Annotated in this window: 12 protein-coding genes; 3 read left to right on the plus strand and 9 right to left on the minus strand. The window is 46.3% G+C overall.

The genetic code is table 11. The features are described 5' to 3' along the window. Positions 1 to 162: 162 nt before the first annotated feature. Positions 163 to 1,572, plus strand: a complete 1,410-nt coding sequence (locus GSQ66_RS00950; protein ID WP_162425733.1) for an FAD/NAD(P)-binding protein — start codon at positions 163 to 165, stop codon at positions 1,570 to 1,572. 494 nt (positions 1,573 to 2,066) lie between these two features. Here GSQ66_RS00950 and GSQ66_RS00955 read toward each other — a convergent pair whose 3' ends face one another. The 9 genes from GSQ66_RS00955 to GSQ66_RS00995 all read right to left on the minus strand — a co-directional run bounded on the left by GSQ66_RS00955 (position 2,067) and on the right by GSQ66_RS00995 (position 11,971). Continuing rightward, positions 2,067 to 2,327 carry an acyl carrier protein gene (locus tag GSQ66_RS00955; RefSeq protein ID WP_238395770.1) on the minus strand — a complete coding sequence of 87 codons (261 nt, stop codon included), beginning with the start codon at positions 2,325 to 2,327 and terminating at the stop codon, positions 2,067 to 2,069. A gap of 106 nt (positions 2,328 to 2,433) precedes the next feature. Next, positions 2,434 to 5,613, minus strand: a complete 3,180-nt coding sequence (locus GSQ66_RS00960; protein ID WP_162425734.1) for an efflux RND transporter permease subunit — start codon at positions 5,611 to 5,613, stop codon at positions 2,434 to 2,436. Between the two features lie 206 nt (positions 5,614 to 5,819). After that, complete coding sequence (locus tag GSQ66_RS00965; protein ID WP_162425735.1) at positions 5,820 to 6,875, minus strand: efflux RND transporter periplasmic adaptor subunit; 1,056 nt, start codon at positions 6,873 to 6,875, stop codon at positions 5,820 to 5,822. Positions 6,876 to 6,895: 20 nt separating this feature from the next. After that, positions 6,896 to 8,212, minus strand: a complete 1,317-nt coding sequence (locus GSQ66_RS00970; RefSeq protein WP_162425736.1) for a TolC family protein — start codon at positions 8,210 to 8,212, stop codon at positions 6,896 to 6,898. Positions 8,213 to 8,323: 111 nt separating this feature from the next. Further along, positions 8,324 to 8,797, minus strand: a complete 474-nt coding sequence (locus GSQ66_RS00975; protein WP_162425737.1) for a GbsR/MarR family transcriptional regulator — start codon at positions 8,795 to 8,797, stop codon at positions 8,324 to 8,326. A gap of 229 nt (positions 8,798 to 9,026) precedes the next feature. Continuing rightward, positions 9,027 to 9,422 carry a hypothetical protein gene (locus GSQ66_RS00980; protein ID WP_162425738.1) on the minus strand — a complete coding sequence of 132 codons (396 nt, stop codon included), beginning with the start codon at positions 9,420 to 9,422 and terminating at the stop codon, positions 9,027 to 9,029. Between the two features lie 121 nt (positions 9,423 to 9,543). Next, positions 9,544 to 10,290: an EcsC family protein gene (locus tag GSQ66_RS00985; RefSeq protein WP_162425739.1), complete on the minus strand. Its 747-nt coding sequence runs from the start codon at positions 10,288 to 10,290 to the stop codon at positions 9,544 to 9,546. Positions 10,291 to 10,552: 262 nt separating this feature from the next. Then, a complete protein-coding gene (locus GSQ66_RS00990; RefSeq protein ID WP_162425740.1) occupies positions 10,553 to 11,086 on the minus strand; it encodes a YceI family protein in 534 nt (177 codons plus the stop codon). Between the two features lie 204 nt (positions 11,087 to 11,290). After that, a complete protein-coding gene (locus tag GSQ66_RS00995; RefSeq protein WP_162425741.1) occupies positions 11,291 to 11,971 on the minus strand; it encodes a hypothetical protein in 681 nt (226 codons plus the stop codon). A 503-nt stretch (positions 11,972 to 12,474) separates the two neighbouring features. On the opposite strand from GSQ66_RS00995, the gene GSQ66_RS01000 reads away from it, so the two are divergent. Both GSQ66_RS01000 and GSQ66_RS01005 read left to right on the plus strand, forming a co-directional pair. Further along, on the plus strand, positions 12,475 to 14,013 hold the full coding sequence (locus GSQ66_RS01000; protein ID WP_162425742.1) for a malate:quinone oxidoreductase: 1,539 nt from the start codon (positions 12,475 to 12,477) through the stop codon (positions 14,011 to 14,013). 251 nt (positions 14,014 to 14,264) lie between these two features. Further along, on the plus strand, positions 14,265 to 16,385 hold the full coding sequence (locus tag GSQ66_RS01005; protein WP_238395771.1) for a sensor histidine kinase: 2,121 nt from the start codon (positions 14,265 to 14,267) through the stop codon (positions 16,383 to 16,385). Positions 16,386 to 16,519: the final 134 nt, after the last annotated feature.

Here is a 16,519-nt window from a genome sequence, read left to right on the forward strand (position 1 = left end):
TAAGGACGAACTCTGCAAAATACATTCCCGTAAAATCAGATGTTTCGACACACCTTGGTTTGTGCACAGGCACATTCTGCTATTGTTTATTGTACAGGCTTCCAGCATAGGTTCCGCTTGTCTGGCTTGTGTAAGGTTTTTTTCACCTAAGATAGAGCACCTATGGCGATTGCAATTATTGGAGGAGGCCTCAGTGGCACGTTAACAGCTATTCATTTGCTGCGGAGCGCCAGGGGTAGTAAGATCATCTACCTGATAGAGCAGGACCGGTACAGAATGAATCGTGGCGTAGCCTATTCAAGTCAATTGGCGTTTCAGCCCTTGAATGTACCTGCCTCGGCTATGAGCCTGTTCCCGGAGCAGCCCCTCGATTTTTATGACTGGCTTACCGTACAGCAGCACCGCTACGAAAAGCATTTAAAGCAGCCTGTCAGCAAAGACGATTTCATTCCCCGGTTTATTTTCGGAGATTACCTGAAAAGCAGGTTAGAGGAGGCGGAACTGCTTGCTTCAGAAGATGTAAAGCTTGTAAAGGTGTATGATGAAGCCCTGGGAGTTACCAGACTAGGTGATTCCTTTCGGGTTAAGTTTAAAGAGCATGATGCTATAGTTGCAGATAAAGTAGTGCTGGCTATAGGTAATTTTCCGCCGGGCGATCTGCCAATTCCCAATCATGCTTTTTACCAGGGCAGTAACTACGTCGCTTCGCCCTGGAGCGCAAAAGGGCTGGCTGACCTGCAGCCGGAGTCTCCGCTTCTGCTCATCGGCTCAAGCCTGACGATGGTAGACCTGGTGGGCAGCCTGCAGGCTGAAGGCCATAGCGGAAAAATTTACGTCGTATCGCGGCACGGATTACTGCCACAGGCTTTTGATGTGAACACGCAACTTTACCAAGGCCTCCATCTTCCTGACCTCAACGATTCCTTATCCGTGTCAGAACTGTTCCGGTTCCTCCGGAACGAGATTAAAAAGGCAGAAGAACAAGGCTATAGTTGGCGCAGCGTGCTGGATGCCATGCGCGTACACATCCCGGCAATCTGGCAGGCCTTTTCGCTATCGGAAAAGAAGCGGTTTCTGCGCCATGTACGCCCTTACTGGGAAACCCACCGCCACCGCATGCCCGCCGGTTCCGCAGCCATGCTAAAGGAGTTGCAGGACCAGGGCCGTTTAGAGCTGATAGCCGGAACTATAGTTGACATGAAAACAGAAGGGGAGATGGCCTGTGTAACTATAAAAAGACGAAAACAAACTATAGTTCAGCCTATAAAAGTAGGTCGCGTGATCAACTGTACAGGTCCTGAGTGCAACTACGCAAAAATAAAGCTGCCTTTGGTGCAGCAACTGCTTACTGATGGCCTGATAAAACCGGACAACTTAAAACTGGGTCTGGTAACGACTGAGGATGGCACGCTGGTAAGCGAAAGCGAGGTACCAATAGATGGCTTGTATACCATAGGCCCACCCCGGAAGGCTTTGCTGTACGAGTCTACTGCCCTGCGGGAAATACGGCATCAGGCAAAAGACCTGGCACACAGGTTACTGCAGGAGAATGAACAGTGCATAACGATGTAATTCTCTTCATCACCGTCCGATGAAGCATTGCAACTATAGTTAATAAGTAAGGGCCCTTGCGCGCGCCGCGCGAGTGTCAACTATCAGCGGCCTCTGGCCGCGTTAAACTATAGTTTATAGTTTCCTGTCCTTTACTGCTATATTATATTATGGGATGAAGCGGAGAGATTCTGTTAATGTTATTAAAGACACGAACGTCTTCGCTGGTAACGAACTATAGCAAGGACTTCTGGCCCTGGCTATAGTTTGCTATTACGGTTTTGCTGTTCCGGACATCCTTGTCCGGAACCACTCTGCTGCGGACGTCCACGTCCGCGTAAGTCGGGGACAAGGATGTCCCCGACAGAAAGCTTTCGGACATGGATGTCCGAAAGAGCGATAGAGGTTAGGTTTAAAGTACTATACAGTTTAAAGCATAGATATAGTTTACCACAGGGCACAAAAAAACGCCGCAAGTTATAGTTGCGGCGCTTCTTCTTTATAATCTAACTGGCTTAATCAGCCTGTTGCAAGGTCTGCTTGTACACATAGTTCACAAAGTCATCTACGGTATACACCGGTACCTCATCAGGTATAGTCAGGTGGTAGGTTTTTTCTACTTTCAGGATAATGTCTACCACATCTATAATGTCCAGCCCTAATTTGGTAAGGTCCCGTACTTCGAGCAGATTGTTCTTGTTGATTTTCGTAACAGAAGAGATGATCTTCACCACTTCTTTCTGAATTGACCGGATGTCTGAAGTTACATTAGTCATGGTATGTAAAGGGTAAAAGTAAGTCTGGTTCTGAGATTGCAGAAACTATAAGTACCCGCAATCTCCCCAGCAATTTATAAGTATGAAAACAGGTAATACACGCTGATTAATGCGCGAACTCGTGCGCCATTTTCTTTTCTTCCAGCATCTTGGTCTCGTGTTCCAGCTCTTCCAGGGTTTTCTCTTCCAGCTCGATCTTGGTTTTCTTATCCAAACCGAACTTTACAAGAATTCTGTCAAAGCCATAGTAGATGATCGGAACCACGATAAGCGTCAGGAACATGGATGAGCTCAGACCACCGATCAGGGCCCAGGCCAGACCATTTTTAGTAGCAGCTACCGAGCCACCTGCCAGCGCAATCGGCAACATACCAATCACCATCGCCAGCGTCGTCATCAGGATCGGGCGGAAACGGATTCTTACCGCTTCAATCAGGGCTTCCTTCACTTCCACGCCTTCGTCTTTCAGCTTGTTGGTAAAGTCCACTACCATGATCGCGTTCTTCGCTACCAGACCGATCATCATAATGATACCCAGGATAGAGAAAATACTCAGCGATTGCGAGGCAAGTGCCAGGGCCAGCAAGGCACCGATGATCGCCAGCGGAATAGAGAACAATACTACCAGCGGGTAAATGTAAGAGTCGTACAGCGCCACCATGATCAGGTACACGAAGATGATAGAGGCAAGCAGGGCTACACCCAGCGTACCGAAACCTTCGCTCTGGTTTTTCAGGTTACCACCGTACTCCAGGCTAACGCCGGCAGGCATGCTTACTTCCGCCATTTTCGCCTGTATGTCGGCTCCTACCGAACCGGTTGGTCTCCCAATTACCTGCGAGTTCACGTTTACCGAAGTTACACGGTTGTAACGCTCCAGCTGCGACGGACCAGTAGACTGGCGGATATCAGCGAACTGTGCCAGGCGAACGATCTGCCCTTTACTGTTCACAAAAGACAGGTTACCGATGTCGGTTACGCTACGGCGGTCAAACTCATCCAGGCGGATGTTGATGTCGTAGTCTTCGGTGCCGGAGCGGAACGTAACATCAGAGTTGCCACTGAAAGCCAGCTGCATACTTGCACCCACACTCTCCAGCGACAAGCCAACGTTCGCCATCTTATCCCGGTCCACTACCACTTCAATTTCCGGGTTACCACCTTCCACTGACATTTCTACGTCGGCAGTACCATCCACACCTTCTGTAATGGCCATCACTTTCTGCGAGAAATTCATCACGCTGTCCAGGTTAGAGCCCGAAATGATGATCTGGATCGGAGCCTGTGAGTTACCTACCAGGCCAACCGGCACCGGCGTTACTTCCACATCCGGAATGCTGCTTTCAATGTCTGCCTTTGCCTGGCGGCTGAACTGGTCTGTACTGAAATCACGTTCCTTTACATCTACCAGTGTTACCGAAACGTCGGCTTTATAGGCTGTGTTCTGGCCGGCCTGTGCCGAGGTAGTGGTACCCACTGTGGTAAACACTTTCTTAACTTCAGGTTTAGCCAGCAGGTATTCCTCCACCTTGCGGGTAGCAAAGTTGGTCTGCTCTACGGTGGCATTCTTTGGCAATTCCAGCTGTAAGCTTACTTCACCGCGGTCGCCGGCAGGTATAAATTCTGATCCTACAAAGCCCAGCGGTACCAGCGCAAACGAAGCGACTAGCAGCAACATTGTTACCCCCAGCGTAATGAATTTGTGGTTAAATGCCCACTTCAGGGTAGCAGTAAAACCATCGATCACACGGTCCAGGAAGCGCTCGAAAGCAAGTATAAATCGTCCGAAAATGTTCTTGTCAGAGATATGTTCCAGTCTGGAGAAACGGCTTGCAAGCAATGGAATAAGCGTAAAAGCTACGAACAAGGAGATCATCGTGGCTACGGCAACCACTACTGCAAACTGGCGCAGTATATCTGATACCAGACCTGATGAAAGTGCGATCGGGATGAACACGACCACAATAACAAGGGTAATGGAAGTAACTGTTGCCATGATCTCACGGATACCATCGTAAGCAGCCTGCGCCGGCTTTTTGCCCATCTCCATGTGGCGGTGAATGTTCTCAATTACCACAATGGCATCATCCACCAGGATACCAACTACCAGCGAAAGTGCCAGTAACGACATCAGGTTAAGCGAGTAACCGAACAGGTACATGGCTATGAACGTGGCCACCAACGATGCCGGGATAGACACCATTACGATAACCGCATTACGCAGCGAGTGCAGGAACAGCAACATCACAATTGCCACCAGTATAACAGCAATAATTAAGTCATGTATCACCGAGTCGGCAGCTTCCAGGGTAAAGTCGGAAGAGTCGTTGGCTACGTTGAATTTCAGGCCTTCGGCAGCGTAGGTTTTCTCCAGGTCGGCAAGCGCTTCTTTGGTCAGGCGGCTTACTTCCACGGCATTGGCATCCGATTGTTTCTGTATGGTTATACCTACCGATGGATTCCCGTTGATACGGTTCATTACTTCAATGTCCTTCTGGGTATCCTGTACTTCGGCTACATCCGATAGGCGCACAATCCCTTTATCATCCTGGCGGATGATCAGGTTATTCAGCTGCTCCAAAGACTGGAATTTACCTGCCAGTCGGATCTGTGTCTGGCCGCTTTCCTGCTTTATCTTACCTGTCGGGAAGTCGAGATTAGAGTTGCGGATCTTCTGCTGTACCTGCAGGATAGACAGGTTATAAGCTTCCAGTTTGTTGGCGTCGATGTTTACCTTGATCTCACGTTCCTGGCCACCGAGTACTTTAATGGCAGCCATACCCTGTATGCGCGATAGTTCCGGTTTGATCTTTTTATCGATCAGGTCATAGAACTCGGTAGCGGGCATGTTGGCGGTAGCACCCATTTTAATGATGGGCAGGTCGTCGAGGTCAAATTTGTTCAGCGTAGGGGCATCGGCATCTTCCGGTAATTTGGCCAGGATGGTGTTGATCTTACGCTGTGCTTCCTGTAAACTCAGGTCCACGTCAGTGCCCTGGTTCAGGTTGATCACGATCATCGAAAAGCTTTCCATCGAGGTGCTTTTCATCTCCTTCACGTTCTCAAGCGAGGCAAGTGCGTCTTCAATCTCTTTGGTAACAGAGTTCTCCACTTCGTTAGGCGAAGCACCCGGATAAATGGTCATGATGGTAAGCACCGGTGGGTTGAACTTCGGAAGAAGCTCGTAATTAAGCGATTGGTAGCTGACAACACCAAGCAGCGTGAGTACGGTAAATACCACCACCACTATAGTTGATCGCTGGATCGATATTTTGGTTATGTTCATTTTATAGTTTCTTATTTAAAAGAAGTTATTGCTTTTTTATAGCCTTAAGCATGCCGCCAGTTTGAGCGCAGCGGTAGCTGGTGGTTTCATATGGCACCCAGTTTGTAACTGGCGTAAGTATAATTCTGGATAACGCCAGTTGCAAACTGGCCCCACGTGCAACCACAAGTTACGCTGACGCTAAACTGGCGGCAGGAGCACATGAATTACTTCAGCAGCGTTACTTTAATGCCTTCACGCAGGTTTATCTGGCCGCTCTGCACTACCTGCTCACCAGGCTGCACACCTTCCAGAATCTCTACTTTATCCTGTGTAACCACACCTACTTTTACTTTGCGCATGTTGGCAACACCATTGTTTACCACATAAACACTTGGGTTCTGGATACTACCAACTATAGCCTGGCGTGGCAAGAGCATGGCTTCGCGCTGATCATCTACCTTAAAGTAGGCGGTGCCGTACATACCGGCTCTCAGGTTATTGTCAGCGGCATTTTTTACTTCCACTTCCACGTCAAATTTCAGGGTAGGGTCGGCTTGAGCGGCAATGGCTGTTACTACGCCTTCATATTCCTGTCCGGCGCCGGCATCTGCTTTCACTGTTACTTTATCGCCTTTGTTTATCAGCAGTACTTCACCTTCCGAGGCTTTTATTTTCAGTTTCAGCTTGTCCACGTTCACGATGTCGTATAGTTTGGTACCCATGCTCAGGTAAGAACCAACTTCAACATAGATCTCATTTATCTCGCCACTGATAGGAGCTGTAATGCGTGTCTTCGTTAAGCGCTGACGTGCAGCTACCAACTGTGCCTGCGTAGACTTGGCAGCCAGACGGGCATCTTCCAGCTGGCGCTGTGTGATCGCATCGCCGGCAGCCAGGTTTTCGAAACGCTCCAGGTCACGCTTGGCTTTCTCGGCGTTGGTTTGTGCTGTAGCCAGGTCAGCTGACATGGTATTGCTCTCAACCTGCGCCAGCAGTTCGGCTGCTCTTACTTTGTCGCCTTTGCGCTTTAGTATGCTCTTTATCTGGCCGGTAGTTTCAGATAAAAGTGTCAGGCTCTGGATAGGAGCGAAGTTACCCTGTGCGGTAAAAGACTTGTCTAATTTCTCTGTTTTAACTTGCGTAACTGCAACCGGGATGGCATCGCTTTTAATGTCAGCTACTGCAGCATTGGCGGCCATCTGTTCTTTGTTGTTCATCAGTTTAAAACCAATAGCGGCCAGCACAACAAGCACAAGTACGATATAAATTACCTTCTTCATTTTAGTATTTGGTGTATGTCTTAGTTAGATAGTGATTCGAGGTTTCCTTTTGCTTTCAGATAGCTCAGCTGGGCGATCTGGTATTTAAGCCTTTCGTTGTTCAGGTTTGTCTGGGCTTCGCGCAGGGCGGTTTCTGCATTCAGCAGGTCGCTTAGCGGTGCCAGGGCTTCTTTGTATAGTTGGTTGGTAGTGTCGTACACTTCCTGGGCCAGCTTTACGTTGCGTTCCTGGGCAGCTATGTTGTTCTGGCTGTTGCCTAACTGGCTCAGGGCGTTGCTTAGCTCAACCTGTGTGTTTTTGTTGTACTGCTGTATGTCCAGATCCATTTTCTTCAGCTCTATTTCACGCTGCTGTACCTGGCTCTTCTTGCGCAAGCCATCAAAGATCGGGATGTTCAACTGCAGACCTACCTGTGAGTTCGGGAACCACATTGTGTTTGGGTTGTTGAACATTTGGCCATCATACATTGATTGGTAGTTATAGTTACCAAAAGCAGCCAGCGACGGGTAATAACCCGCTCTGATATTCTCAACTTCAAGCGCCTTCAGTTCTTTCTGCTTGTTCAGGATCTTAAACTGAGCACGCTCCGTAGCCACATCATTCACGCCAGCCATGGTTGGTTGCTCATCCAATAGCACATCATCTGCAGAACCAGACAAGGTTATCTGCTCTTCAAGGGGCATACCCATAAAAAACTTCAGCACATTCAGTTGCTGCACATAAGCTGCCTGCAGGTTTTCTTTCTGATTCTCCAGGTTGATCTTGTTTACCTTAATGCGGTTCACATCTACCTTTTTCACCAGGTCGTTCTTGTACTGAAGTGTCAGGATCTTTTCCAGCTGGGTTAGCATGTTTAAGTTAGCGTTTATGCTGTTGAACTGCTCTTTTGTTTGCAGTACCTGGTAATAAGCGCTGCCCACGTTATAGATCACATCTTCCGTAGCCATTTCCTTGCGGATGCGGTACAGGTCTTCTGCACTTTTAGCAGCTTTTAAACCTACAAAGTAAGATTTGCTGAACAGCAACTGCGACACCGAAATACCTGCCTGTATAGTGTTATCAGTACCTGAAGGGTTTATGAATGGCTGCCCATTCTGTTCAGGATTCAATTTAGCTGGAAGCACGAACATCTGTTTTTCTAGCGTTCTCACCGCAGAGCCTTTTACCTCTACCTGTGGCAAACCGGTGCTGCGTACTTCGTTGATCTGGTACTTAGAGCCCATTTCGTCGTAAGTAGCCTTCTTTATATTCTCGTTATTTTCGAGTGCGTAGTTAACAGCCTGTTGCAGGGTTATTTCCTTCTCATTTGCCTGGCTTTGTGCAAAGGCGGGCGTCATGCAGAAGAGCGCTAATCCTACTAGTAAGTGTTTGGTATTCACGTTTATAGTTCTTTTAGTTTTGATATATATAGTTGGTTCTGAAATTAGTGAACTAACGCTGCAAAAAAATTATACTTTTTGTTTAGCGTTTTCTTTTTCCCACTGTTCGATCAGGTTCGGCAGTTGTGTTTTAAGGTAATCGAGGAAGCTGATGAAGTTTTGTAATTTTTCGTCGTAAACCGGATTATCTCTTTTTCTTACATCCAGCACCCGCTTCAGTATGTGGTTCAGTTCGCCCAGATCTTCCATTTTTTTGTTAAAGGTGTCGCGCCAGTTCGATGATTTTATCCGGAAGTAACGTTTTCTGTCGCCTGAAAAAGTGGTGTACTCGATATGGCCGGTGTTAAGGAGCATGTTCAGGGCATTGCTGGTGGCGCTTTTGCTTATGTTCAACGTCTCTGATATCTCTTCGAATGTAAGCTCAGGCTTATCAGAAACCAACAGTATGCCCATAACACGCGCTACAGCCGGCTGGAAACCATTGTTTTCCTGGTAGACACCAAATTCCTCGATCAGTTCCAGTTGTTTATCGCTTAATGTCATAATAATTATCAGTTACAGGTTGATAACAATGCAAAAGTAAACTATAGTTTCGTTAGTTCATAATTTACAGAACTAAATTTTTAAGATGTTTAGTGGGGCAGTTTTGAATGATAAGTGGTGGGAGTTATTGTTAGTTTAAGCTTGGGAGCAGGAGTGGAGGTATAACGGACTTGGCCATAAGGTGGGGCAGCTAACGTAAAGGTGTGGTTATGGGGAGTAATTTTTCGTTCTATTTGATATCTTTTAAGTAGGACTCATCCCAATCGTCCACTTTCCGCACAATGGGAGAAACACGAATAAAAGCGTCTTTTTGCTTTATATTATGCATGATGAACTCCATTAATTGAGGTTTTGAAATTCTTTTCCATCCTGACGAGCGCCCATGATTTCCTCCTTTAAATGCATATCCATTTTCATATCTCTGAACATCAATATATGAACCATCTCTATCACTTTGGTATTCATGCCCTTGGTAGTCATAGAATTCAAGTTCCATGTCATTAGGAAGCCACTCTACTAATTTCCCTATACTTTCAGATGCGATACTAGTGACATCTATCTCATATTGATTGTTTCTGATAGTTATATTGAAATTTTGAGTGTTGAACGGAAACTCTTTTTTCATTTTATTAACCATAACTATTGTATAAACCACAACATACGCTTATCTGCACTATAGCTGTAGTTTCTGAATTTTGATCTGATAGTTTACTGAACAAGATAAATTAATTATCCGATAGTACAAACTATAGTTTGCCGGTTTCGTGCCAGCGCATGCGGTAGGCGTTTATGGCGGTCTGGCCTAGTTTTCGGAGCAGCCTATAGTTTACCACTGCGCCCACCGGCGCCCCTATAACAGGAATAAGCTGGGCCATTTTGGCCAGGTCAATATAGTCGCGGTACTCCTGCTGAAAGCTGCGCCAGTTAAATTCGTTTATATCGTCGGGGAGGTGTTGTTTGCTGGTTTCCCAGTCGGTCATGTGCAGGTATACATCCCGGCGATGCTCGTGGCTGCTGAATGCCAGTTGAAAGATGTGAAGCAGGTAAAGGCGTTCCTTATAGTCATTCACATCATAACCATACAATGCGGCAATCTCGAACAGCAGCTTCATCTTAAACCCGAACAGCAACGGGAAGTCGGCAAGGCCAAGTAAAATGCCACCGGCCCCGGTTATGCCACCTTCGGCAGCCGCAGCGTGTTTGTAAAAATCGATGCGGCCCAGTACCAGCCCTTCCTGTAGCTGCAGGTTGTGTGCTTCGGCAGGTTTGCGAGTTACAAACCCGGCCCCGAAAAGCGTAGCCCGCGTCATTTGTTTTATAGCTGTGGTAATGGCGTTATGTACTTTGTCGGGTATGTAGCTGTTTATCTTGTGTTGCGCTTTGCGGGCCAGGTTGTTAAAAAAGGAGGGAGAGCGTTGCATTTCGTGCTGCCAGGTACGTAGCTCCTGCAAAGCCATCAGGTTATAGTTATGCTCAGGAAGCGGAATTGCCATCAGTTCTATAGTTTATAGTTGCCGCAGTAAGTACGTAAAGCGAAGCTACAGAATTAAACTATAGTTCAACTATAAAAGCTGCTGCTTTGTAATTAACAGGATGATAGGAGTGTTTGTAAAAATTTGTAAAAGGGAGAAGTATGCTTTTACGAAGCAACAAATCAAGCCAATCCATTAATACTGGTCAGACAACCTGAAAAAACAGCAAGCCACCCGGACCTGTGTCTGAGCGGCTTGCCATTTATAAAACAGGAAAAGAAAATTATGCTTGTTTTACCAGCTGCACTTCGCAGTGGAGCTTTATTTCGTTGCTTACAACTACCTGCCCGGCTTCGGTTACTGCATCCCAGGTCAGGTTAAATTCTTTGCGATTTATTTTACCGTCTACTGTAAAACCAGCTTTTGTCTGGCCATACGGGTCAACTACAATACCACCATATTCTACGTTCAGGGTTACTGGTTTGGTAATATCCCGGATGGTAAGGTCGCCGTGCAGTTTATAGTCGTCACCCGATCCTTCGAAGGTTTTACCAACAAAGCGCAGCTGCTTGTGCTGTTCCGCGTTAAAGAAGTCATCCGACTTAAGGTGCGTATCGCGCTGCTCGTTGTTGGTGCTGATAGAGTCGATATCTGCCGTAAACTCTATGCGGGAGGCTTTTGTAAAGTCTTCGTCCTCTGTTTCAACTTCAAGGTTAAAAGACTTAAAGTAACCAGTTACAGTTGTTATCATCAGGTGTTTCACCTTAAACTGGATTTCACTGTGTGTCGGGTCTATCACCCATTTTGTAGTTGCCATAATTATCTTTCTGTTTTTAATAAATATATAAATAGTAAGTACGTATTGTTGCGTAAATGTATAAACATTAAATGTATATACATACAATATGGGTTAAAAGTTTCAGAAAGGGTTATAGTTGCTGAAATCATGGCTATAGTTTAAAAGCAAAAAGCCGCTCCGGTATGGTTCCGGAGCGGCTTTTGTAAACCTGTTAGCTTATAGTTAAATATGTTGTTTTTTCTGAAGAGCTGCCAGTTGCTGGCTAAGTTCCTCGGCGCGGTTAAACTCAGTCTGCATTTCGCGCTTTAACTTCAGTTCACGCTCGCGAGCCGCTTTCTTATATTCGTTAAACTCGTTGTCGATGTCGTTAAAGGCTTTTACTTTTTCTGTAGTTGTGCTCTTGCTGCTCTTATACTGCATCATAACTATAGCCAGTATCAGCAACAAGGCAACTATAATCACCGAGTTCAGGATCACGTAAAACTGCTTTCCCATATCAATCCCGAAAAAAGAGATGTTATTGATCAGGTGCTGGCTTTTCTGTACTTCAAGCTCTTTGCGGGCGGTTTCTTCGGTAAGGGCTTTTAGTTCCTTCTGCTGGGCCTCTACGTTGGCACGGGCTTCAATCAGTTCTTTGTCGGCACCTGCGCGCGCATCGGCCAGTTTTTTGCCAATTACATGCAGGCTGTCGTTTACGCTGCTATAAAAGTTATTAAGTGTTTTTACATTCACTACCTTGTACTGCTGGCCTTTTTCATTGTAAGAGTTGGCATTCTCCTTAAGGTTATCGAACTGGCTTGATAACGAATTTTTAGCTGGTTTTGCTTTCTGGGGAGCCGTACCCTGGGCCTGTACAGCTGTGAACATTACAACTAAAATGAAAGATAAAAAGGTTGATTTCATGGTAATTTGATTAATGTCTGGATGCTATACCAGAGTAAACATAAAAGAAAGTGCTATAACGCGCAATAAAAATTTAGATGTGGGCGAAACTAATTTTACGGATTTCCCTCTTAAACTCCTTAGCCGGCTATTTATTGTAGTTTAAAACCAAGCTAACTATAATAAATACCTTTTTACGCTTATAAAGAGCTCATTATTAGCTGCTTTAAGGTATATATAATCATAAAAACGCGGTTATAGTTCCTGATATAAGTGCACCCGGTCATTTGGCAGTAAAAACTTGAATTATAGCGGGTTCTATAGTCTCCTGTAGTTAAAAGTGCGGCTGTCTGACAAGAGAACTACATATAAGCTGCTACTAGACGACTTACCCACGTTTGCAGGGCCAGAGCAATGTAGCTGTAACCAGTCAGTTACCTCGAAGTATAGTTAAAAACATTTGTTTCCCGTAATCCTTTAAAGCTGACCTGCTGCAGTTATGTTTTAAAAGAAACCAGAATACTATGAATAGCATTAAGACAAACCTTGCAAATAACCCTGATGTAATACTGATAGGTGCCGGAATAATGAGCGCCACGCTGGGCACGCTGCTGAAAGAACTGGAACCAGACCTTAAAATAGAAGTGTATGAGCGGCTGGATGTAGCTGCAGCCGAAAGCTCTGATGCCTGGAATAACGCCGGAACCGGGCATTCTGCCTTCTGCGAGTTAAACTATACCCCAGAGCGCCCCGACGGAACTATAGACATTACCAAAGCCGTGAAAATTGCCGAGTCGTTTGAGGTATCCAAGCAGTTCTGGTCTTACCTGATAGAAAAGAACCAGGTAAAACTTCCTGATTTCTTCATCAACAGTATTCCGCATATCAGCTTTGTGTGGGGCGATAAAAATGTGGAGTTCCTTAAAAAGCGCTACGATGCCCTGACCGGGTGCCATCTGTTTAAAGGCATGCAATATTCGGAGAACGCCCGGCAACTAAAGGAATGGATGCCACTGGTAATGGAGGACCGCGACCCGAAAGAGGTATTGGCTGCCACGCGTATGGAGATAGGGACGGATGTGAATTTTGGCGCGCTTACCCGCCGCATGCTGGAGCGATTAGGCAGAGATGGAGAGGTGAAGCAGTATTTCGGGCATGAGGTACGGAATCTTAAGAAAACCAGTAACGGTTACTGGCGCATTAAAGTAAAAGATCTGGCAACCGGCGATAAGCGGAAAGTATACACAAAGTTTGTGTTTATCGGGGCAGGAGGTGGATCATTGCCTTTGCTTTTAAAATCGGATATACCGGAAGGCGACGGTTATGGCGGTTTCCCGGTGAGCGGGCAATGGCTGCGCTGCATTAACCCCGATATTATTGAGCGCCACAAAGCCAAAGTGTATGGCAAAGCCTCGGTTGGATCGCCACCCATGTCGGTGCCACACCTGGATAGCCGCTTTATAAATGGGAAAAAAGAATTACTGTTCGGGCCTTATGCCGGTTTCACTACAAAATTCCTTAAGAAAGGATCTTTCCTCGACCTGGCCCTCTCCATCAGGCCTGATAATTTACGGCCTATGATATCGGCAGGCTTAAAAAACATACCGCTCACCCAATACCTTATAAACCAGGTAAGGCAGGAACCCGAAGACAGAATGGCCGCCCTGCGCGATTATTACCCGGATGCAAAGGACGAGGACTGGAAACTTGAAGTAGCCGGGCAACGGGTGCAGGTTATCAAAAAAGGGCCAGAAGGTGGCGGAGTACTCGAATTCGGGACTGAAATGGTATGTGCTTCCGATGGCTCGCTTGCTGCATTGCTGGGCGCTTCGCCGGGCGCATCTACAGCAGTATCTATAATGCTGGAGCTTTTAAAGCGTTGTTTCCCGGAGCAGGTACAGTCGCCGGAGTGGCAGGCCAAACTAAAACAGATGATACCGTCCTATAACCAGTCGCTGGCCCAGAACGCAGAACTGCTGTATGAAGTAAGAGCCTGGACAAGTGCAACATTAGGTTTGCCGCGTATTGGTACCAACTATAAACAGGAAGCGGGTAAAGTTTAAACTATAGTTAAAAGGTATCTGTTAGCTTCTTTTTAATTTTTTTAAATTCAGCTTATAGTTACTGCAATACGTTATCTTGTGCTGTAGTTGGCAAATGGCGCTAAACCCTGTAAGCTATAGTTTCCTGCCGGGTTGTGTAGTTTATCCTGTGTTATTGGTTTAATTATAATAGTTGCCGTACATTAGGTTACTGCTTAAGCCAACACCTGGCCTTTTCCATTCTTTTCCAAGTGATCATAAATAACGATTTAATGCCTTCAGAAACAATTCAGAATACCAAAATAACACCTGCATTTTTACAGGGTGGTGGCGAAATGGGTGCTTTGATCCGGGAATATGACTGGGACAATCATCCGTTGGGTAAACCTGAGGACTGGCCTGATAACCTGAAGATCACCGTACGGATGATGTTGAACTCAGCATTCCCGATGTTTGTGTGGTGGTCGGCTGATCTGTATATGTTCCATAACGATGCGTATTTGCCGGCTTTAGGTAATAAACACCCGAAGGCACTCGGCTCCAGAGCCAGCCTTATGTGGGCCGAAATATGGGATACCGTTGGTAAAGTGGCAGAAGATATACTTGAGAATGGCAGCCAGTTTTATGCAGAAGAATTGTACCTGGTACTGGAGCGCAAAGGCTTTCCGGAAGAAACCTACTGGACATTTTCCTACAGCCCGGCTTTTGATGACAATGGTAACGTAAACGGTGTTTTCTGTGCCTGTACCGAAGTTACTAAAACTGTTCTGAGCCAGCGCCGCATTCGTACCTTAAAAGAAATTTCGGATGCTACTGCGCTTGTACAAACCCTGGAACAAGCCTGCCAGACAGCAAGCGATATTCTGAGCCAGAATCACCAGGATATTCCGTTTAACCTGATCTACCTGTTTAATGCACAAAGCACTGAATTCGGGTTGGTTGGCAAAGCAGGAACTGTAACAGACAATGCCGCGCCCGGGCTTATAAAGTTAAATGCGGGTGCAAACGACCTTCCTCTCAACGCTTTACTTAATACGAAGCAGCCGGTCGTTTTAGATTATCAAATGGCTGATACTGCTACTATAGAGATAGCTCCGGGCTTGCGGGTTCCGGCTAAAGCGGTTATGTTACCTATTTTAAGGCCCGGCCAGGACGACATAATTGGGCTGTGCATTTCCGGTATCAGTGATAAACTGGAATACGATGCCGATTACTTAGGTTTCCATCAATTACTTGTGGGGCAGGTTGCTACCTCTATTACAAGTGTACAGGCGCGGCAGGAGGGCTTTCGACAGCAGCAATACCTGAACGAAATATTTCAGCAGGCGCCGGTAGGCATCACTATACTGCGTGGCCCGGACTATATAATTGACCTTGCTAATCCGGGTGTTTGTGAGATTTGGGGGCGTAAACAGGAAGACCTGCTTGGTAAAACTGTTTTAGAAGCATTACCCGAAGTAGCAGATCAGGGAATTAAGGAACTGCTGGATAGCGTGTATTATACAGGTGTGCCTTTTGTAGCCAATGAACTCCCGGTATCATTTGATCGCGATGGAAAGCTGGAAGAAGTGTACCTCAATTTTGTATACCATCCCATGCGTGATCCGGCAGGCCAAATTACAGGTATTATTGCAGTAGCCATTGACATAAACGAGCAGGTAGAAGCCCGCAGGAAAATAGAAGAAATGAACCGGGAGCTGCTGGGCATAAATGCCGACCTCGACAACTTTGTGTACTCTGCCTCCCACGACCTGAAAGCCCCGATCTCAAATATAGAGGGCCTGATGCGGGCGCTTGTAGATTACCTGCCTGCAGAAGTGGTGCAGTCCGAAAAGGAGATACCGCGCGTGCTGAACCTGATCCAGAACTCTGTAGACAGGTTTAAACGAGCCATAGCTGACCTGACCGAAGTTGCCAAAATACAGCGCGACAGTGGAGAAGATGTAGCCAGGGTAAACCTGAAAGCGGTAACAGAGGATGTTAAACTGGATTTTGAAAGGCTGATCAGGGAAAAAGAGGCAACCATAGATGTGCAGTTCGGGGAGCATGCAGTGGTAGAGTTTTCGGCCAAGAACGCGCGCAGTATAGTTTATAACCTGCTGAGTAACGCCCTGAAATATAGCTCACCTGACCGCAAGCCGCTGATAAATGTAACGGTAGAGACCACCCCCGACTTTACGGTGCTGTGTGTGGCTGATAACGGCTTAGGCTTTGATCCTGCCGATGAAAATAAGATATTCGGGATGTTTAAGCGCCTGCACGACCACGTGGAGGGATCCGGAATAGGGCTGTATATTGTAAAACGCATTCTCGAGAACGCAGGCGGCCGTATAGAGCTCGACAGCGAACCGGACAAAGGCTCAACCTTTAAGGTTTACTTCAAACGCTTATAAACTATAGTTTTCATTCTGATAATCAGGTACAACTATAGTTGCTTTAAGTTAAAGTTGCCGCTCATGGAATTAAGGTCGTAACTTTGTAGTTTTCCAGTTACCCCTGGTTGGTATAAACTATAAATTACCTTTTC

It is taken from the genome of Pontibacter pudoricolor, from assembly GCF_010092985.1.
GTDB lineage: Bacteria > Bacteroidota > Bacteroidia > Cytophagales > Hymenobacteraceae > Pontibacter > Pontibacter pudoricolor.